Consider the following 17916-nt stretch of genomic DNA (forward strand, 5'->3'; position numbering starts at 1 on the left):
TACAACATCGAGAACTGGACCGACGCCAAGACGCAGGGCGTCTACAACATGGTCCGCGACTTCAAGTCCCGCGGCGTGCCCATCGACTGCGTCGGCTTCCAGTCCCACTTCGGCACCGGCGGCCCGCCCGCCAGCTTCCAGACCACCCTCTCGAACTTCGCCGCGCTCGGCGTCGACGTACAGATCACCGAACTCGACATCGCCCAGGCACCCGCCACGGCCTACGCCAACACCGTCAAAGCGTGCATGAACGTGGCCCGCTGCAAGGGCATCACCGTGTGGGGCATCCGGGACAGCGACTCCTGGCGCACCGGCCAGAACCCACTGCTGTTCGACAACGGCGGCAACAAGAAGGCGGCGTACAACGCGGTACTGACCGCGCTCGGCGGCACACCCGCGACCACCGCCCGAGCCTCCTCCGCCGCCGCCCTCCCGTCGAGCTTCAGCTGGAGTTCGAGCGGCGCGATGATCGCGCCCAAGCCCGACTCGACACACAACATCGCAGGGATCAAGGACCCCTCGGTCGTGTACTACAACGGCAAGTACCACGTCTTCGCGAGCGTCGCGAGCTCCTCCGGCTACAGCCTGGTGTACCTCAGCTTCAGCGACTGGTCGCAGGCCGGCTCGGCCACGCACCACTACCTGGACCGCGGCGCGATCGGCAGCGGCTACCGGGCCGCCCCGCAGATCTTCTACTTCGCGCCGCAGAATCTCTGGTACCTCGTCTACCAGACCGGCAACGCCTCGTACTCCACCAACGCCGACATCAGCAACCCCAACGGCTGGAGCGCGCCCCGCAACTTCTACGCCTCGATGCCGGACATCATCAAGCAGAACATCGGCGGCGGCTACTGGGTCGACATGTGGGTGATCTGCGACAGCGCCACCTGTTACCTGTTCTCCTCCGACGACAACGGCCACCTGTACCGCTCGCAGACCAGCCTGTCCCAGTTCCCGAACGGCTTCACCAACACCGTCATCGCGGCCCAGGACTCCAACAAGTACGCCCTGTTCGAGGCGAGCAACGTCTACAAGGTGCAGGGCAGCAACCAGTACCTGCTGATCGTCGAGGCCATCGGCTCCGACGGGCGGCGCTACTTCCGCTCCTGGACCTCCGGCAGTATCGCGGGCTCGTGGACCCCGCTGGCCGCCACCGAGAGCAATCCCCTCGCCCGCGCCACGAACGTCAGCTTCCCGGCGGGCGCCTGGACGAAGGACATCAGCCACGGCGAGATGATCCGCGCCGGCTACGACCAGACGCTGACGATCCCCTCCTGCAGGCTCCAGTACCTCTACCAGGGCCTCAACCCCAACGCGAGCGGTGACTACAACAGCCTGCCCTGGCGCCTGGGCCTGCTCACCCAGACGAACTCCGCCTGCTGACCGCCGACCGCCCTCATCTCTCACCCGCACGAGCAGAGGAGCTTCCCGTGATCGTCCGACAGTCGTTACGTCCCTCCCGGCGCGCCCTTCTCGCCACCGGAGCGGCCGTCGCCCTCGGCGCCGGCATCCTCACCGGCACCGCCCCGTCCTCCCATGCCGCGGGATCACTGCCCTGCGACCTGTACGCCTCCGGCGGCACACCCTGTGTGGCCGCCCACAGCACGACCCGCGCCCTGTACTCCTCCTACAACGGCCCGCTGTACCAGGTGCGCCGCGCCTCCGACAACGCCACCCGCGACATCGGCGTCCTCAGCGCGGGAGGCGTCGCCAACGCGGCCGCCCAGGACTCCTTCTGCTCCGGCACGTCCTGCGTCATCACCGTCATCTACGACCAGTCCGGCCGGGGCAACCGCCTCACCCAGGCGCCCGGCGGCGGTGCCGCCGGCGGTCCGGACAACCTGGCCAACGCCACCGCCGCCCCCACCACGGTCGCCGGCCACAAGGCCTACGGCGTCTACGTCGCCCCCGGCACCGGCTACCGCAACAACAACACCAGCGGCGTGGCCAAGGGCGACCAGCCGGAGGGCCTGTACGCCGTCCTCGACGGCACCCACTACAACGGTGGCTGCTGCTTCGACTACGGCAACGCCGAGACCAACAGCCGCGACAACGGCAACGGCACCATGGAGGCCATCTGCTTCGGCAACATCAAGGTCTGGGGATACGGCAGCGGCAACGGCCCCTGGATCATGGCCGACCTCGAGAACGGCCTGTTCTCCGGCGTCAACCAGCACTACAACGCGAACGACCCCACCATCAACTACCGCTACACGACCGCCGTCATCAAGGGCGGGCCCAACAAATGGGCCATCCGCGGCGGCAACGCCCAGTCCGGCGCCCTGTCCACCTTCTACAACGGGGCCCGCCCCAACGTCGCCGGCTACAACCCGATGAAGAAGGAGGGAGCCATCATCCTCGGCATCGGCGGCGACAACAGCAAGGGCGCCCAAGGCACCTTCTACGAAGGCGTCATGACCACCGGCTATCCCTCGGACGCCACCGAGAACGCCGTACAGGCCAACATCACCGCCGCCGGCTACGGCAGGTGACAGCCCGGGCGGCCCGGGCCGACGCCCATCGGCCTCGGGTCGCCCTCCCACGTCCCCGACCACCGCGTTTGATCAGACCGCACCTCATCCGTGAGGCTGGAGGTCCGGCGCAGTCGAGGAAAGGTCCCGACGTGGTCAGCATCCCGACCTACACGCTCAACGACGGCACGACGATCCCCGCCATCGGCCTGGGCACCTGGCCGATGAGCGACGCGGAGGCGGAACGCGCCGTGGCCGGGGCTCTGGAGACGGGTTACCGCCTGGTCGACACGGCGACCAACTACCGCAACGAGTCGGGAGTCGGCCGCGGCATCGCCCGCAGCGGCATCCCGCGCGAGGAGGTCGTCGTCACGACGAAGGTGCCGGGCCGCCACCACGGCCTCGCGGAGACGCTGGCCTCCTTCGAGGAGTCCCGCAGTCGGCTGGGCCTCGAGTACGTGGACCTGTACCTGATCCACTGGCCGCTCCCCCGCGTCGACAAGTACGTCGACTCCTGGCGCGCCATGATCAAGCTCCGCGAGGACGGACTCGTCCGCTCCATCGGCGTCTCCAACTTCACCGCCGAACACATCGAACGGCTGGAGAAGGAGACCGGTGTGCTGCCCTCGGTGAACCAGATCGAGCTGCACCCGCTCTTCCCGCAGGAACAGCTGCGCGCCTTCCACAGCGCCAGGGGCATCGTCACCGAGAGCTGGAGCCCGCTCGGCCGTGGCAGCAGCCTCCTCGAGGACCCGGCCCTCGTCGCCATCGCCGAGGCCCACGGCGTGACACCCGGGCAGGTCGTCCTGCGGTGGCACACCCAGCTCGGCGCGCTGCCCATCCCGAAGTCCTCCGACCCCGAGCGGCAACGGCAGAACCTCGACATCTTCGGCTTCGAGCTCGACGCCACCCAGCTGGCAGCCGTCTCCGACCGCGCCCACCGCCGCCTGGGCGGCGACCCGACGGTGCACGAGGAGTTCTGAGCCACCGCGCGGGGTACTCGGGCGGCCGCGAGGAACAGGGCGGGCGGAAGGAGCCCAAGGTGGGTGAGCGGGACCGGCTGCGGGACTACCACGACAAGCGCGACTTCCAGCGGACCGGGGAGCCACGGGGGCAGTCGGCTGCCTCGGGGGACGAGCCGCGGTTCGTCGTGCAGATCCACGACGCCAGCACCCTGCACTTCGACTTCCGGCTGCAGGTCGGCGACGTACTCAAATCATGGTCCATCCCCAAGGGCCCCTCCGACGATCCGCACGACAAGCGGCTCGCCGTGCCCACCGAGGACCATCCCCTGGAGTACGAGGACTTCGAGGGCGTGATCCCGCGGGGCGAGTACGGCGGGGGCACGGTGATCGTGTGGGACCACGGCACCTACGAACCGCTCAGCCACGACCGCAAGGGGCGGCCCGTCGACTTCGAGGAGTCCCTGGAGGGCGGGCACGCCCGCTTCCGTCTCAAGGGCTCCAAACTGCAGGGCGAGTACGCCCTCACCCGGTTTCGCGGCGGCAAGGACGGCGACCGGGAAGAGGCCTGGCTGCTCGTGAGGACCGGTAGTGCGAAGGCCCCCGGGCACGGCACGCCGGATCCGCGCCGGGCGCGCTCGGTCAGCAGCGGCCGTACGCTCGCGCAGGTCGCCGCCGACGACGGCGGCCAGGAGTAGCGGGTCGCTAGGTGTCCGCTCGTCTCTGCCTCGGGTCGGCGGGGGCGCGCAGTTCGCGGTGGACCGCCCAGGCCACCGACACCATCGGCACGGCGACGACCGCGCCGATCACCCCGGCCAGGATGCTGCCGGCGATCACCGAGACCGCCACCACGACCGGATGCAGCCGCACCGCCCAGCTCATCACCAGCGGATGCAGTACATGGCCCTCGATCTGGCCGACGACGACGATCAGCGCGAGGACCACGATCGCGATGACCGGCCCGCGCGACGCCAGCGCGACCACCGTGGCCACGCCCAGCGCGATGGGCGATCCGACCAGGGGAATGAACGCGGCGAAGAACTCCAGCAACGTCAGCGGCAGGGCCAACGGCACCCGCAGCACGAACAGGGCGATGCCGACCAGCACCGCGTTGGTGGCCGCCACGATCACGATGCCCCGCGTGTACCCGGCGAAGGTCCGCCACGCCGCGCGACCCGCACGGTTCCAGGGGGCCCGGGCCGACTGCGGCAGCAACTCCTGGAACCAGCGCCAGAACCGGTCGCCGGAATGGATGAAGAACAAGGAGCAGAACAGCGCCAGCACCCCCGCGGTCAGCACCTCCACGAGCCGCCCGGCACCGCTCACCGCGCTGGTGATCAACGTGGAGCGGTGCTCCGACACGAAGGTGTTGACCTTGCCCTGAAGATCTGACGTCACCGTGGGACTCACATGGAACGGTGCTCCCTGCAGCCACCGCTCGATGCGTCCGATGCCTCCGCTGAACTCCCGCCCGAGCTGGTCCCACTCGCTCGCCACCAGCTCACCGACCAGCGCCAGCAGTCCCAGGAACAGCACCAGGCTTCCCACGACGCTCACCACCACCGCGAGCGACCTCGGCAGCCATCGTGCCAGCAGATCGGCGAGGGGACGCAGTACGGAGGTCACGACCAGGGCGAGGAACAACGCGACAGCGACCAGCTGCAGCCGTCCCAGAATCACGAAGCCCGCGTACACGGCCGCCCCGAGCACCAGCAGCCGCCAGGCATAGGCGGCACTGACCTTCAGCCCGTGGTGCACGTCCACGCCGTTCCCGTCCCCCGGCGCGGACGCCGACGCCCTGCGCGCACGGGCCACCGTCCCGTATCCGCGGGCCGGCCGGCTGCCCAGCACGACGTACCGCATCCGGCGCGGGCCGCGGCTGCCGCCGGGTCCGGTGTCGGGATGTCGGCGCGACCGACGCAGGGCGTCGCTCACCTGCACGTCACCGCCTCACGTCGCCGCAGGTCGTCGAATTACGCAGCTACGTGTTCCCAAAGCGGCAATTTTCTAAATCCGGGGTGCACGCACGGACCAGTCGGCACGGAATCGGGCCCACCAGCCCACGTCCCCGCCGGATTGATCCGTTCCGGCCCCAACCACCCTCCCGGGGCTCTATGTTCACGGCGGTACTCGATCTTCCCCCCATGTCCAGAGAGGCCCCTCGCATGCGCACCGCGCTCCGCTCCGCCCTCGTCGGCGCGATCGTCACCGGCACCACCCTCTCCGTCTGCGGCACGGCAGGCGCCACACCGCCCGGCCCGGGGGTGACCGCCAAGCTCATCAGCAAGACCACCGTCGGCGACACCGACTACGTCCTGCGCGAGATCACGGTCCCGCCCGGCCAGGCCACCGGCTGGCACTACCACGACGGCACCGTCTACGGCTTCGTCCGCCAGGGCACCCTCAGCCACTACCACTCCGACTGTGCCGAGGACGGCGTCTACCCGACGGGCAGCACCGTCCGCGAACCCGGCGGCCCCGGCGACGTCCACCTCGGCCGCAACGAGGGCGCCACCCCACTCGTCCTCGACGTCCTCTACGTCCTCCCGCACGGCGCCCCCTACTCGGAGGACGTGCCCAACCCCGGCTGCTCCTTCCAGTGATCAGCCCGGAGGCAGCGGCTGCTCCGCCCAGATCGTCTTGCCCCGGCCGGTCTGCCGACTGCCCCAGCGGCGGGTGAGCTGGGCGACCAGCAGCAGTCCGCGGCCGCCCTCGTCGAAGGCATGGGCCCGGCGCAGATGCGGTGAGGTGGAACTGCCGTCGGAGACCTCGCAGATCAGCGTGCGGTCGCGGATCAACCGCAACTGGACGGGCGGGGCGCCGTAGCGGATGGCGTTCGTGACCAGCTCGCTGACCACCAGCTCCGTCACGAACGCCGCCTCGTCCAGACCCCACGCCGACAACTGCTCAGTGGCGGCTTGTCGGGCCGCGGCCACCCGCTCCGGGTCCGGCGTGATGTCCCAGGTGGCCACCTGGTCCGCGCCCAGGGCCCGGGTGCGGGCCAGCAGGAGCGCCACGTCGTCACTGGGATCCTCCGGCAGCACCGCCTTCAGCACCGTGTCGCACAGCGCCTCCAATGTGTCGACGCGGGCGGTCAGCGCACGGCACAGCTCGGCGGTGGCATGGTCGACATCCCGGTCGCGGTCCTCGATCAGACCGTCGGTGTAGAGGGCCACCACCGCGCCCTCGGGCACTTCCAGCTCCATCGCCTCGAACGGCAGACCGCCGACGCCCAGAGGGGGGCCGGCCGTCATCTCGATCAGGCTCGCCGTACCGTCCGGCAACAACAGCGCCGGCCCCGGATGGCCGGCGGCCGCGACGTTCAGCCGCCGCGAGACGGGGTCGTAGACCGCGTACAGGCAGGTGGCCCCCAGCTCCGCGACCTCGTCACCGCTGTCGCCCGAGGCCAGATGGGTGACGAGGTCGTCGAGGTGGGTGAGCAGCTCGTCCGGCGGCAGATCCACGTCCGCCAGTGTGCGTACGGCCGTACACAGCCGGCCCATCGTCGCCGTCGACGGAATGCCGTGCCCCACGACATCCCCGACGACCAGAGCGACACGACTGCCGGACAACGGGATCACGTCGAACCAGTCGCCGCCGATCCCGACCAGCGCCCCCGAGGGCAGATATCGGTGCGCCACCTCCACCGCCGCCTGTCCGGGCAGCCCCTTCGGCAGCAGACTGTTCTGCAGCGCCAACGCCGTGCTGCGCTCGCGCGCGAACCGACGGGCGTTGTCGATACAGACGGCCGCCCGGCTGGCCAGCTCCTCCGCCAGTACGACGTCGTCGCCCCCGAAGTCGTCCGGATTCGCGATCCGTACGCCCACCGCCACACCCAGCGTGGTGCCGCGCGCCCGCAACGGCACCGCCAGCATCGAGTGCACACCCCTGCGCTGGGGGCGACCCGCCGGAGCGCGGGCATTGCGCTCGGCGACCCACCGCGTGAACTCCGGCTCCCCCGCCTGGCTGACGACGGCCCGCCCCGCACGCAGAGCCATCGCCGGCGGCGAGAACGACGGGTAGAAGTCCGCGTCCCCGATACGCACCGCCGCCTCCGGCGTCCCCTCCGTCACCGAGCCGTGCGCGACGCGGCGGAGAATGATGTCGATGTCCGGCAGTGCGGGCCGCTCCTCCGAGGCCAGCACCCAGTCGAGGAGATCCACGCTTGCGAAGTCCGCGTACCGCGGCACCAGCAGCTCCACGAGCTCTTCCGCGGTACGGACCACGTCCAGCGTGGTCCCGATCGATGCCGCCGCCTCGTTCAGCAGCGCCAGACGCTCACGCGCCCAGTACTGCTCGGTACTGTCGAAGGCCGCCAGCGCGACCGCGCAGACTGCGCCCGAGGCGTCCCGCAGCGGCCACATGTCCGTGGTCCAGGCGTGATCACGGTTGAGTGCGGGGGCGCCGGTGTAGCTCTCGTACCGGGTGGGCCGGCCCGTCTCGGCGACCTGCCGCAGATGGGCCAGGAAGCCACGGCTGTGCTCGGCGTCCTCCACGGTCTCCGAGAAATGCCGGCCCCGCAGGACGTCCTCCGACACTCCCATGACCCGGCAGGCCACGTCATTGAGCCGCAGATAGCGCTGGCGCGTGTCGAACACCGACATCGACATCGAGGCCTGCTGAAAGGCGCGGGCGGCCAGCAGCTCCGACTCCCGCGGCCCGCCGGCCGCCTCGACCGTGATCACATGCCCCGCCGCCGCACCGCCCTCACCGGTGACCGGACAGGCCCGCGCATCGAGGCTGACGCTGGAGCCGTCCCGATGCCGCACCACCACCCTTCCGGCGAGCGTCGCCAGGGCCTCGGCCGACGGCGCCTCGACGAGCAACTCCCGCACAGCCCGCCCCACGGTTTCGTCGGCGGTGTATCCGGTCAGTCGCCGGGCACCCTCGCTCCACCCCGTCACCATGCCCCCGGCATCGACGATCACCGCAGCAGAGCCGTGCTCCATATAGTTCAGGATGGTTCTTTTGTCGCACCGCTTCAACCGAAACGCGCGACCCCGGGGGGTCGCGCGTTGCGCGGGTGTCACTTCTGGTGGGTCCGCAGGGCTGCAAGGGCGCGGTCCGCGTGGGTGTTCATGCGGAGTTCGCTGCGGATGATGTCCAGGACGGTGCGGTCCTGGGCTATGACGAAGGTGGCGCGTTTGGTGGGGGCGAGGTTGAAGCCTCGTTTGACGCCGAAGCGCTCGCGGATGGTGCCGTCGGCGTCGGAGAGGAGAGGCATGCCGAGGGTGTGGCGGCCGGAGAACTCCTGCTGGCGTTCGACGGTGTCGCCGCTGATGCCGACGGGGTGGGCGCCGACGGCGGCGAACTCGGCGGCGAGGTCGCGGAAGTGGCAGGCCTCGGCGGTGCAGCCGGCGCTCAGGGCCGCGGGGTAGAAGAAGAGGACGACGGGTCCGCCGGCGAGGAGTGCGGAGAGGGTGCGGGGGGTGCCGGTCTCGTCGGGCAGTTCGAAGTCGTCGACCTTGTCGCCGATGGTGATGCGCTCGCTCATGCCTGGCTCTCCCCACTCCTGGCGATGCTGCGGGCCCACAGGACGAGGGGCAGTTGCAGGGGCAGTCGTCCGATGGCGGCGGCCTTGTGGGGGGTGGGGCGGTGGCGCCAGTCGATGGCCATCTTGACGTTGGCGGGGAAGACACCGACGAAGAACGCGGCCGCGGCGAGGGCGGCGGTCTTGCGGGTGCGGGGCAGGGCGAGGCCGGCGGCCAGGGCGAGTTCGGCGGCGCCGCTCGCATAGGTCCAGGTCCTCGGGGTGCCGGGCAGGGCGTCGGGGATGGTGGCGTCGAAGGGGCGTGGTGAGGCGAAGTGGGCGACTCCGGCGGTGGCCAAGAGGCCGGCGAGCAGCAGGGGTGAGCGTTCGGACCGTGGCACGGTTCCTCCTCTGGGGGGCCTGCCGCGGCATACTAGCCGGACGGTAATTGTCGCCTCTGCGCGGGCCCATGGTTATACGGGCGGCGGTGGTGGGTGCCCGGGGTGTAGCCGAGATGGCGACGGAAGGGGATGTCGTCGGCGAGCAGGCGCAAGGCGTGGTAGAGGCGGGACTGGGTGCGCCACTCGGTTGCCGCGCTGAGGGCGGCGAGGGTGCGGGGGTTGGCGTGGACGAGGGCGCAGACGGCGGTCAGAGGGGGGTCGGTGGGGGTGGGCAGGCGCATGGGCTGCTGGATTGAGACGCGCAATTGGTCTCGGAGGACGGCGAGCAGGCGGTGGCGTTCGGGGGTGTCGTCGTCGGGGTCGTGGGTGTAGGCGACGATCAGTTCGCGCAGGAGGAGGCTGACGGCGAGGGCGGCGGGGGCGTCGAGGCCATGAGTGTGGGTGAGCTGGCCGCGCCGGCGCTGGGGGCGTTGGCCGACGTGACGTCGCTGCGGACGGCGTTGCTTCCGCTGGTCGCGCTGCCGGCGCTGGGCCGGCTGCTGCTGTGCGGTCTGCGGGAACCGTCGGCGGGGGCGCGGCCGGCCGGTCGGCGTGCGCTGTCGGTGTGACGGGCGTCAGACGGTGGTGTGCTCGGTTTCCTCGTCGATGGCGTAGGTGAGGAAGTCGTCGACCATGCGGTGGAAGAGCGTGGCCAGCTGGCGCAGCTCCTCCGGTGACCAGTCGGACAGGGCGAACTGCATGCCGCGGGCGCCGGCGTCGCGGACGCGGTCGATGGCCTGCTGTCCCCTGTCGGTGAGCTGGATCCGCTGGGCGCGGCGGTCGTCGGGGTCGGGGACGCGGGTGACGTAACCGGACTTCTGCAGTTGCTGCACGGTGCGGGTGACGTGCGAGGCCTCCACGCCGAGGCGGGTCGCGAGTTCGCCGGGGCGCAGTGGCTCGGAGTCGGCGACCTGTCGCAGCAGCGCCACGGCAGCGCGGTCGAGGGGCACGCCGGCCAGTGCCATCAGCCGCTCGTGCTGGCGGGCGCGGGTGCTCAGGTAGGTGATGCGGGTGAGCGCGCGCTCGATCTCGATGACCTCCTCGGACGCGGGGGTGTCGGGGAGTTCGGGGAGCGGTGGAGTGGCCATGCGATCCACTTTACCATCTTGTTGCGTAACTCAAGTAACCTACTGCGTACGTTCGCTTCGTGTACTACGGACGCATGATGCCGACCGTACGGCGGCCCTTCGTTCAGTCCGGGCATTCGGTGTCGGAGGACCGGATCTCGCGGCCCTCCGCGGCCGTGACCGTGACGGGCAGGGGCCTGGTTCCGGGGGCGCCGACGCGCTCGGCCGCGAGGGCCGTGCAGATGAGCTGTGCCGCGGCGAGGTCGGTCTTGCCGCCCATGGCGACGGTGAGCCGGATGTCCACGCGGTCCCTGCGGGAGGTGACCTGCACCCACTTCGATGTCTGGGCAGCCGCTCTCTGGTCCAGGGTGGGCGCCGCGGTGGGGAAGAGAGCCGTGGGAGGGGACGCCACGGAGGGCAGCAGCGACATCAGGCCCGCCGATTGTTCGACCGGGCTGGGACCTTTGAGCAGCACCTGGATCGCCGACTCGACGTCGGGGGGTGCCGCGGTCCGGCGGGAGACGCCGTAGAGGACGTCGCCGGTGACGTAGTACACCCGGATGGTCGGCACGAGCCCGCTCGCGGGGACGCCGGACTGCACCACTCCGGTGGTGGGGATGCCACAGGAGGCGAGCAGGCCCAGGGCCGGTATCAGCATCACGGACGCCCAGCGGCGTACGGGCTTGGTCACCGGTTCTCCTCGCTCCGCAGGGGGAGTTCGACGGTGAAGACCGCGCCGCCCTCCGGCCGGTTGGCGACGCGCACGGTCCCGCCGTGGACGCGGACGTTCTCGGCGGTGATCGCGAGGCCGAGTCCACTGCCCTCGGTGCGGGTGCGGGCGGCGTCGGACTTGTAGAACCGTTCGAAGACGTGGGGCAGGACGTGGGCGGGGATGCCGGGGCCGCTGTCCAGCACCTCGATGACGGCACGGGGCTCTGTTCCGGTCGAGCCGGTCAGGCGCAGTCGGACCGGGCGGGCGCCGTGCCGGAGGGCGTTGCCGACGAGGTTCGCCACGACCACGTCGAGGCGGCGCGGGTCGACGCGTCCGCGCAGGGTGTCGGGCGGCGGCAGTTCGGTGTCCACCAGGTCGGTCCAGGCGCGGGCGGCGAGCGTGCGGCGCAGTGACTCGGCGAGGTCGATCTCGTCGAGGTGCAGGACCGCGGCGCCCGCGTCGAAGCGGGAGATCTCCATCAGGTCGTCCACCAGGCGGGCCAGTTTCACGGTCTCCTCGCTGATCAGGCGGACCGCGGTGGCGGTGTCCGGGTCGAGGCGGGCGGCATCCTCGTCGAGGACGTCGGTGACCGCCGACATGGCGGCCAGCGGGGTGCGCAGTTCGTGCGAGACGTCCGCGGCGAACCGGCGGGCTCGGGCTTCCATGCCGCGCAGTTCGGCCACCGACGCCTCCAGGGCGGCGGCCGTCTCGTTGAACGTGTGCGACAGGTCGGCCAGTTCGTCGGAGCCGTTGACGGCGAGGCGGGTGTCGAGACGTCCCTCGGCGATGCTGCGGGTGGCGCTGCGCAACGCGCGCACCGGGCGCAGCACCCCTCGGGCGGCGAGGAGCGCGAGGAGCACGGCCAGTACCAGGGCGGGCACGGTGGCCCGTTCGACGGCCGTGACCAGGGCGTCGACATAGGCCTGTTCCGTGGCCTGGGGGACGGTCAGGAAGATCCGCAGGCCCGACGCGGCGCCAGTGGTGAACGCCACGGACATGCCGACGACGAGGGAGGTGTGGTCGCCGGTGCGGACCCGCTGGAAGACGGTCGCCACGCTGGACCGCACGGCCTCGCGCAGCGCGGGCGTCAGTTCCGCGAACCGATCGCCTGCGGCGGACGTCGCGCTCAACTCGCCGTAGGTCACCATGACCCGCCAGGCACCGGACGGTTCGGAGGCCGCGACGGCGGACGCGAACCGCCGCAGCCCGTCCTGGGTGGGCGGTATGTCGAGGTCGGGGGCGAGCCGGTTCGCCTGGGCGCGCAGCTGTGAGATCACCGCGTCCTGGCTCTGCTGGAGCACACCGGTGCGCGCCTCGCGGAAGGTCAGGGCGCCGGTCGTGGTCGCGGTGAGCGCCGCCACGAGCGCGAACGCGAGAACCAACCGGGTGCGCAGGCCGAGCAGTTGGGGCACTCTGGAGCGCCGGGCGGACAGCCCGCGGACGCGGGCCCTGCGAGCGCGGGTCACCGTGCGGCGAACCGGTAGCCGAAGCCGCGCACGGTCTCGATGTAACGAGGCTCGCCCATCTTGGCGCGCAGCCGCTTGACGCAGGCGTCCACCAGACGTGCGTCGCCGTGGTAGCTGTGTTCCCAGACCGCCTCCAGCAGTTGCTGCCGGCTGAAGACCTGCCCGGGCGAGGCGGACAAGGTCAGCAGCAGGCGCAGTTCGGAGGCGGCGAGCGCCACGGGCACACCGCGCAGGGCGACCGAGAAGCCGGCCCGGTCGATGGTCAGGTCCCCGTACGTGTCGAGTTTCGGTATGCCGCCGTCGCCGGACGCCTGGGCCGCCCGGCGCAGCACGGCGCGGATGCGGGCGTCCAGGACCCGCGCCTGCACGGGCTTGACCACGTAGTCGTCGGCTCCGGCCTCCAGCCCCACGACGATGTCCTCGTCGTCGCCCCGCGCGGTGGCCATGATGATCGGCAGCGTCTGGTCGAGGTCACGCAGCGCACGGCAGACGTCCAGGCCGGGCATGCCGGGCAGCATCAGGTCCAGCACCGCGACGTCCGGCCGGAAGGAACGGGCCTGTTGGAGCCCCTCCTCCCCCGTCACGGCGGTACCGACCTCGTGACCCTGCCGACGCAGGGCCAGGGCGACACCCTCCCGCACGGCGCGGTCGTCTTCGATCAGCAGTACACGTGGCATGGGCTCAGTATCAGCACGTCCCGCGCCCGGCCGGGGTGCTGTTACCGGATGATCACATGAGCACCCAACCAGACGGGCGTTATCTGTTCGTTATCTCTCGGGCCAGGTTCGATCACAAAGCGGTCACAACCTAAGCCCCCATGACCGCGCACAAAGCAACTCGATCCAGCAGCCGCCGCCGTCCCAGTGGCCCCGCCCACGCCGTGGCGAGCGGACGGAAGGGACGGTTGTGGGGAGGTGTCGCCGCGATCGCCGTGCTGGGCGCAGCGGGCTTCGCGGCCGTGGGCTGGACCGCCCCCGGCCACGGTGACGACCAGGCAGACGCCCGGCCCCGCGAACGCACCCAGGCCGGGTCCAAGTCCCCAACGCAGTCCCACAGTGGCGAGCCCTCCCCCAGCCACAGCCCCTCGGCATCTCCCTCCCCGCAGGCGATCCCGGCCACGGGCCCGGGCACGTTCACCACGGCACCCGGCACCAGCCCCAAGGTCGGCACCGGAAAGGTATGGCGTTACCGGGTCGAGGTGGAGGACGGCCTCGACGTGTCTCCCCGGGCCGCCGCCGAGGAAGTCGAGCGCGTCCTCGCCGACCGGCGCGGCTGGACGGCCGACGGCCACTCGGCGTTCCAGCGCGTCTCCGGCGGCACCGCCGACTTCGCCGTGAAGATCGCGACACCCGGGACCGTGGACAAGATCTGCGGTGCGTACGGACTGCAGACCGAGGGCGAGGTCAACTGCCGTGTGTCCAATGACGTGATGGTCAACCTCAAACGCTGGCTGCTGGCCACCCCCGTCTACGCCAAGGACGTCACCGCCTACCGCGCGCTGATCATCAACCACGAGGTCGGCCACTTCCTCGGCCACGGCCACGCCGGCTGCCCGGGCCCCGGAAAGCCGGCGCCCGCGATGATGCAGCAGATCAAGGGCATGCACGGCTGCGTGCCCAACGTGTGGCCGTACGACGAGCACGGCCGGTACATCACCGGCCCCGCCGTCTCCTGAACCCCGACCCGTCCGGGGGAAGTCGGCTAGACCCGCATCGACGGCACGTGCCGTGGTTCCGCCAGCAGCCCGAAGATCACCAGGACGGAGATGGCCATGGTGGCCAGTGACCACCAGGGGAAGGTGGGCAGGAACATCATCTGGCCGACCAGACACAGCGAGGCCAGCACGATCCCCGTGCGCCGCGCCGCCCGGGAGCCCACCAGGACCCCGACGCTCGCGAGGATCTGCGCGATGCCGACGAGGATCCAGATCCATCCCCAGGCGGTGTAGTTGAAGATGAGCAGGCGGTTCCCGTGGTCCGCCACCGTCTCGTAGTAGCCGTGGTCCAGGATGGCGACAAAACCGTTCAGGAGATCGAAGAACCCCGCGATCATCAGCAGGGTCCCGGCGAAGGCCACCCAGTGCGAACGCTCCATGGGCGGCACGGCCTCATCCTGCGAAGGGATGTCTCTCTGCATGAGATCCATTCAGGGAGGGTGGCGGCGCGCACCGCAAACAGTGTTGGCCCGTTGGTGTCAGGGGCTTGGGAGGTCCCGGGGCCGACCGCCCGCCGTCAGCAGGACGACCGTGTCGCCCGGGAGTGACGGCGGCTTCCTGTCCTCCAGGGCCGGAACCAGACGGCCGTCACGACGTACCAGGAACAGCACATCGCTGCCCGGCGGTAGATCACCTTCGGCGGGCCGAGCCAGGACGGCCGCTCCGTCGTCGTACCTGCGGGTCAGGGCCGGCCATGTCAGCCCCCGGGCGAACAGGACTTCCCCGCCGATGAACGGCCCCACGGCTCCCTGGCTGTCGGGCGGTGCGCCGAGTCGATGGACCGCCTCCTCCACGCTGCCGCGCAGAATCGTTGCCGCCAGAGCGTTGAAGTCGTCCTCCGCCGTGAGGAAGTACACCGCCGTGACACCCTCCAGCTCGGCGGCTCCGCCCGTGGCGGCCGCCAGCATCTCACCGGACGCGAGTTCGATCCCGGCCTGCTCGATCCGTTCACGCTGCTCATGCTCCCCCGCCCACATCAGCACCTCCAGCCCCGCCGCTCGCAGTGCCACCCCCAGGTCGACCACCCAAGGGTCCCCGCCCACCAGCAGCGGACGCGAACGGGCGGGGCGTACGACGCCCAGACGCCGGGCCACGGGCGCGGCGGTCAGACCGTAGAGCGTGACGGTGGCCACGATGACCACGAACGTGGCCGGAAGGATCTTCGAAGCGCCGCCGATCCCTTTGGCCACCAAGGCGGCCGAGAAGGTCGACGCGGTCGCCGCCGCCACGATGCCACGTGGCGCCATCCAGCCGATGAAACCGCGCTCACCGCCCGTCAGGTCGGTGCCGAACGCGGACACGACGGCGACCAGCGGCCTGACGTCAGCACCAGAACGGCCGCGAGTCCCAGCGCGGGCAACAGCACATGGTCCAGCGACCGCGGAGTCACGGTGGCCGAGATCGTGATGAAGAGCAGGCCGATGACCAGGCTCACCAGGGTCTCGAAGAACGGCCGTCGCACCGGTGTGTCGATACCGCCGAGGTTGGCGACGGCCAGGCCCATCACCACCGCGGCGATCAGGCCGGTGTCGTCGCGCAGGACATCGCAGAACGCCGCCACACCGATCACCGCGGCGAGCTGCGCTGTGGTGCCGAGGACCTCACCCGGCCGCAACGTCCGGAACAGCACCCACAGCGCGGCCGCCCCCACGACTCCCCCGGCCGCGCCGATGCCCAGGCTCCCCAGGAAGTGCTCCGTCGCGGTGCCGAGGTGATGGGCGGTACTCGAGACGACCCCGTGGAAAACCAGGGCTCCCAGAATGCCGCCGACCGGGTCGATGAGGGAGCCTTCCCAGATCAGGATGCGTTGGAGCCGGTCCTTCCGCCGTACGGCGTTGAGCAGCGGTCCGACGACCGTCGGCCCCGAGACGACGAGAATCGCGCCGGTCATGACCGCCGCCCGCTGGGACATCCCCAGGAGCGGCGCGGCGAGAAGCGTGCCGAGCAGCCAGGTGATCAACACGCCGATCCAGATCAGCCGGACGACGACACGGCGGGTGTGCCCCTTCAGCTTCGCCAGGTCGAGCCCGAGGCCCGCGTCGTAGAGGATCACGGCAACGGCCAGGGACACCAGCGGTGAGAAGGCCGCTCCCAGGAGCCGCCCCGGGTCGACGTCGTCGGTCAGCGCGCCGGCGGCGAAACCCACCGGCAGCAGGACGACGAGCGCGGGGATGGAGCACCTGGTCGGTCGTCATGAAGGCTCTTTCGGGGCGTAGGGATGAACAAGCCGGGGCCGGGACGGGCGACCGCGGGAAAGCCGGGAAACGGCGGCTGCCCCAAACGCAGCGCCGTGCGCCGCGCCCGAAGCGCGGGACGACACCTGCGGCCGGGGGCTCGGGCCCCGTGCTGCGCGGCGACCCGAGCACCGCTCCTGGCGCCGCGGCCCGCGCCTCCTCGGCTGTGTCAAGCGCGGGCTGCGACTGCGGCGAAACCCGTCGGAGAGCGGCTCGCTGGGTGGATCCGGCGCCGTCGAACATCACTCCGGGGGAATCGTGACCCCGTGGGCGGCTTCCCACGGCGTGATCCCCCAGCGGACGGTGTGCCGCTCGCCGGGGCCGAGGCTGATGAGTCCGGTGCCGCTGCGGAAGGCGTCCGGCGGGCAGGTCATCGGCTCGATCGCGACGGCGCGACGGCGCTCCTCCGACGGAAGGGTGTCGCCGGTGTAGAGCTGTACGTAGTCGGCGCCCTCCCCGAGCCACACGTCCGTACCGAACTCACCCGACGGGTGGGCCAGACGGACGACGGCTCGCCCGTCCGCATCCCGGTCGAGGTCACCGAACGGTGTGTCCAGCCGGAGGTCTCCGACCACCTTCTGCGCACGCAGGTCGTACACCGTCCCGGCCACCGCCTCGGCGGCGACCGGCAGCCCGCGCTCGTCGGTGCGCAGCCACGTCCGTGCCGGGACGGTCAGCATCGCCTCGTCGACGACTGCCGTGCCGACGGTGACGTAGGGGTGCTGGCCAAAGCCGTACGGCGCGGCCCGAACATCGAGGTTGCGCGCTGTGACGGCGACCTCGAGACCGGTCTCGCCCAGGATGTACGCGGCGCGGACGGCCAGGTGGAACGGATAGCCCGGCTGGGGCCACAGCGTGACTTCGAGAACGGCCCGGCTGTCGGTCGCCTCCACGACACGCCACGCGACCCAGCGGAGCAGTCCGTGGATGGCGTTCCCGGCAGTCGGTTCGTTGAGCGGCAGTTGCAGGTCCTCGCCGTGCCAGGAGTACCGGCCGTCACCGATCCGGTTGGGCCACGGCACCAGGATCTGGCCGTGCCCGCCGGTGATCAGGGCCTGCTCGGCGAATCCGGCGATCACGGCGCGTTCACCTACGGCATACGACCGCAGAGCCCAGCGCTTTCTGGCCCTTGAGAAGCTGCGCGGACACTGGTTCGCGATCGTCGGCATTCATCGCCGCCACGGTCACTCCCTCGGCGTTTCGGACGTCATGGCCACCAGAACGGGCGGAGCGCGTGAGGACGAACGAGTGCCGGCGGTCCACCAGGACGGACACACACGTGCCATGCGGTGCCCAGCCCTCCCAGACGAAACCATCCGGTGCGGCGGACGGGAGAAACCGGCACGCCTGGGAGAGGTGTTCCGCCCCGGGATGTACACG

Annotated in this window: 16 protein-coding genes and 3 pseudogenes; 7 read left to right on the forward strand and 12 right to left on the reverse strand. The window is 70.9% G+C overall.

Going from position 1 to position 17916, the window contains the following annotated elements:
* The 4 genes and pseudogenes from ABZZ74_RS41885 to ABZZ74_RS41900 all read left to right on the forward strand — a co-directional run.
* Positions 1-1383 (forward strand): non-reducing end alpha-L-arabinofuranosidase family hydrolase (locus ABZZ74_RS41885; RefSeq protein WP_356949389.1); only part of this gene is annotated, 1383 nt, incomplete at its 5' end.
* A 47-nt stretch (positions 1384-1430) separates the two neighbouring features.
* Positions 1431-2483: pseudogene (locus ABZZ74_RS41890) on the forward strand (arabinofuranosidase catalytic domain-containing protein); the annotation flags it as partial.
* Between the two features lie 140 nt (positions 2484-2623).
* On the forward strand, positions 2624-3454 hold the full coding sequence (locus ABZZ74_RS41895) for an aldo/keto reductase (RefSeq protein WP_356949390.1): 831 nt from the start codon (positions 2624-2626) through the stop codon (positions 3452-3454).
* Between the two features lie 59 nt (positions 3455-3513).
* Positions 3514-4131, forward strand: a complete 618-nt coding sequence (locus ABZZ74_RS41900; protein WP_356949391.1) for a DNA polymerase ligase N-terminal domain-containing protein — start codon at positions 3514-3516, stop codon at positions 4129-4131.
* Positions 4132-4138: 7 nt separating this feature from the next.
* Here the strand turns inward: ABZZ74_RS41900 and ABZZ74_RS41905 are convergent, their stop codons facing one another.
* On the reverse strand, positions 4139-5374 hold the full coding sequence (locus ABZZ74_RS41905; protein WP_356949392.1) for an AI-2E family transporter: 1236 nt from the start codon (positions 5372-5374) through the stop codon (positions 4139-4141).
* Positions 5375-5598: 224 nt separating this feature from the next.
* On the opposite strand from ABZZ74_RS41905, the gene ABZZ74_RS41910 reads away from it, so the two are divergent.
* Positions 5599-6036 (forward strand): cupin domain-containing protein, encoded by a 438-nt coding sequence (locus ABZZ74_RS41910; RefSeq protein ID WP_356949393.1) that lies wholly within the window; start codon positions 5599-5601, stop codon positions 6034-6036.
* On the opposite strand, the gene ABZZ74_RS41915 is transcribed toward ABZZ74_RS41910, so the two are convergent.
* From ABZZ74_RS41915 to ABZZ74_RS41930, 4 genes and pseudogenes are all read right to left on the reverse strand, one after another.
* Positions 6037-8382 carry a SpoIIE family protein phosphatase gene (locus ABZZ74_RS41915; protein WP_356949394.1) on the reverse strand — a complete coding sequence of 782 codons (2346 nt, stop codon included), beginning with the start codon at positions 8380-8382 and terminating at the stop codon, positions 6037-6039.
* 77 nt (positions 8383-8459) lie between these two features.
* Positions 8460-8927 carry a peroxiredoxin gene (locus tag ABZZ74_RS41920; RefSeq protein ID WP_356949395.1) on the reverse strand — a complete coding sequence of 156 codons (468 nt, stop codon included), beginning with the start codon at positions 8925-8927 and terminating at the stop codon, positions 8460-8462.
* A complete protein-coding gene (locus tag ABZZ74_RS41925) occupies positions 8924-9304 on the reverse strand; it encodes a MauE/DoxX family redox-associated membrane protein (protein ID WP_208779725.1) in 381 nt (126 codons plus the stop codon). Before ABZZ74_RS41925 ends, ABZZ74_RS41920 begins: the two co-directional genes overlap by 4 nt.
* Positions 9305-9336: 32 nt before the next feature.
* A pseudogene (locus tag ABZZ74_RS41930) lies at positions 9337-9735 on the reverse strand (AraC family transcriptional regulator); the annotation flags it as partial.
* Here ABZZ74_RS41930 and ABZZ74_RS41935 point away from each other — a divergent pair.
* Positions 9667-9912: a hypothetical protein gene (locus tag ABZZ74_RS41935; RefSeq protein ID WP_356949424.1), complete on the forward strand. Its 246-nt coding sequence runs from the start codon at positions 9667-9669 to the stop codon at positions 9910-9912. The pseudogene ABZZ74_RS41930 and the gene ABZZ74_RS41935 sit on opposite strands and share 69 nt — an antisense overlap.
* Positions 9913-9918: 6 nt before the next feature.
* On the opposite strand, the gene ABZZ74_RS41940 is transcribed toward ABZZ74_RS41935, so the two are convergent.
* From ABZZ74_RS41940 to ABZZ74_RS41955, 4 genes are all read right to left on the reverse strand, one after another.
* Positions 9919-10431 carry a MarR family transcriptional regulator gene (locus ABZZ74_RS41940; RefSeq protein WP_356949396.1) on the reverse strand — a complete coding sequence of 171 codons (513 nt, stop codon included), beginning with the start codon at positions 10429-10431 and terminating at the stop codon, positions 9919-9921.
* Between the two features lie 103 nt (positions 10432-10534).
* The gene (locus ABZZ74_RS41945) at positions 10535-11101 is read right to left on the reverse strand and encodes a hypothetical protein (protein WP_356949397.1); all 567 of its coding nucleotides are present in this window, start codon (positions 11099-11101) and stop codon (positions 10535-10537) included.
* Positions 11098-12534: an ATP-binding protein gene (locus tag ABZZ74_RS41950; RefSeq protein WP_356949425.1), complete on the reverse strand. Its 1437-nt coding sequence runs from the start codon at positions 12532-12534 to the stop codon at positions 11098-11100. The genes ABZZ74_RS41945 and ABZZ74_RS41950 overlap by 4 nt, the downstream gene beginning before the upstream one ends.
* Positions 12535-12584: 50 nt before the next feature.
* Positions 12585-13265 carry a response regulator transcription factor gene (locus ABZZ74_RS41955; protein WP_356949398.1) on the reverse strand — a complete coding sequence of 227 codons (681 nt, stop codon included), beginning with the start codon at positions 13263-13265 and terminating at the stop codon, positions 12585-12587.
* Between the two features lie 140 nt (positions 13266-13405).
* On the opposite strand from ABZZ74_RS41955, the gene ABZZ74_RS41960 reads away from it, so the two are divergent.
* Entirely contained in the window at positions 13406-14263 is an 858-nt protein-coding gene (locus tag ABZZ74_RS41960) for a DUF3152 domain-containing protein (protein WP_356949399.1), read from the forward strand.
* Between the two features lie 26 nt (positions 14264-14289).
* Here ABZZ74_RS41960 and ABZZ74_RS41965 read toward each other — a convergent pair whose 3' ends face one another.
* The 3 genes and pseudogenes from ABZZ74_RS41965 to ABZZ74_RS41975 all read right to left on the reverse strand — a co-directional run bounded on the left by ABZZ74_RS41965 (position 14290) and on the right by ABZZ74_RS41975 (position 17615).
* Positions 14290-14724, reverse strand: a complete 435-nt coding sequence (locus tag ABZZ74_RS41965) for a hypothetical protein (RefSeq protein ID WP_356949400.1) — start codon at positions 14722-14724, stop codon at positions 14290-14292.
* A gap of 57 nt (positions 14725-14781) precedes the next feature.
* Positions 14782-16475, reverse strand: a pseudogene (locus ABZZ74_RS41970) (cation:proton antiporter); the annotation flags it as partial.
* A 303-nt stretch (positions 16476-16778) separates the two neighbouring features.
* Positions 16779-17615 (reverse strand): aldose 1-epimerase family protein, encoded by an 837-nt coding sequence (locus ABZZ74_RS41975; RefSeq protein WP_356949401.1) that lies wholly within the window; start codon positions 17613-17615, stop codon positions 16779-16781.
* Between the last annotated feature and the right edge of the window lie 301 nt (positions 17616-17916).

It is taken from the genome of Streptomyces sp. NPDC006476 (genome assembly GCF_040612015.1).
In the GTDB taxonomy this organism is placed as follows: Bacteria; Actinomycetota; Actinomycetes; order Streptomycetales; family Streptomycetaceae; genus Streptomyces; species Streptomyces griseorubiginosus_B.

Bases quoted from the DNA above. Each gene is read 5' to 3' on its own strand.
- ABZZ74_RS41910 (WP_356949393.1), top strand. From the start codon at position 5,599: ATGCGCACCGCGCTCCGCTCCGCCCTCGTCGGCGCGATCGTCACCGGC.
- ABZZ74_RS41915 (WP_356949394.1), bottom strand. From the start codon at position 8,382: ATGGAGCACGGCTCTGCTGCGGTGATCGTCGATGCCGGGGGCATGGTG.
- ABZZ74_RS41920 (WP_356949395.1), bottom strand. From the start codon at position 8,927: ATGAGCGAGCGCATCACCATCGGCGACAAGGTCGACGACTTCGAACTG.
- ABZZ74_RS41940 (WP_356949396.1), bottom strand. From the start codon at position 10,431: ATGGCCACTCCACCGCTCCCCGAACTCCCCGACACCCCCGCGTCCGAG.
- ABZZ74_RS41955 (WP_356949398.1), bottom strand. From the start codon at position 13,265: ATGCCACGTGTACTGCTGATCGAAGACGACCGCGCCGTGCGGGAGGGT.
- ABZZ74_RS41960 (WP_356949399.1), top strand. From the start codon at position 13,406: ATGACCGCGCACAAAGCAACTCGATCCAGCAGCCGCCGCCGTCCCAGT.
- ABZZ74_RS41965 (WP_356949400.1), bottom strand. From the start codon at position 14,724: ATGCAGAGAGACATCCCTTCGCAGGATGAGGCCGTGCCGCCCATGGAG.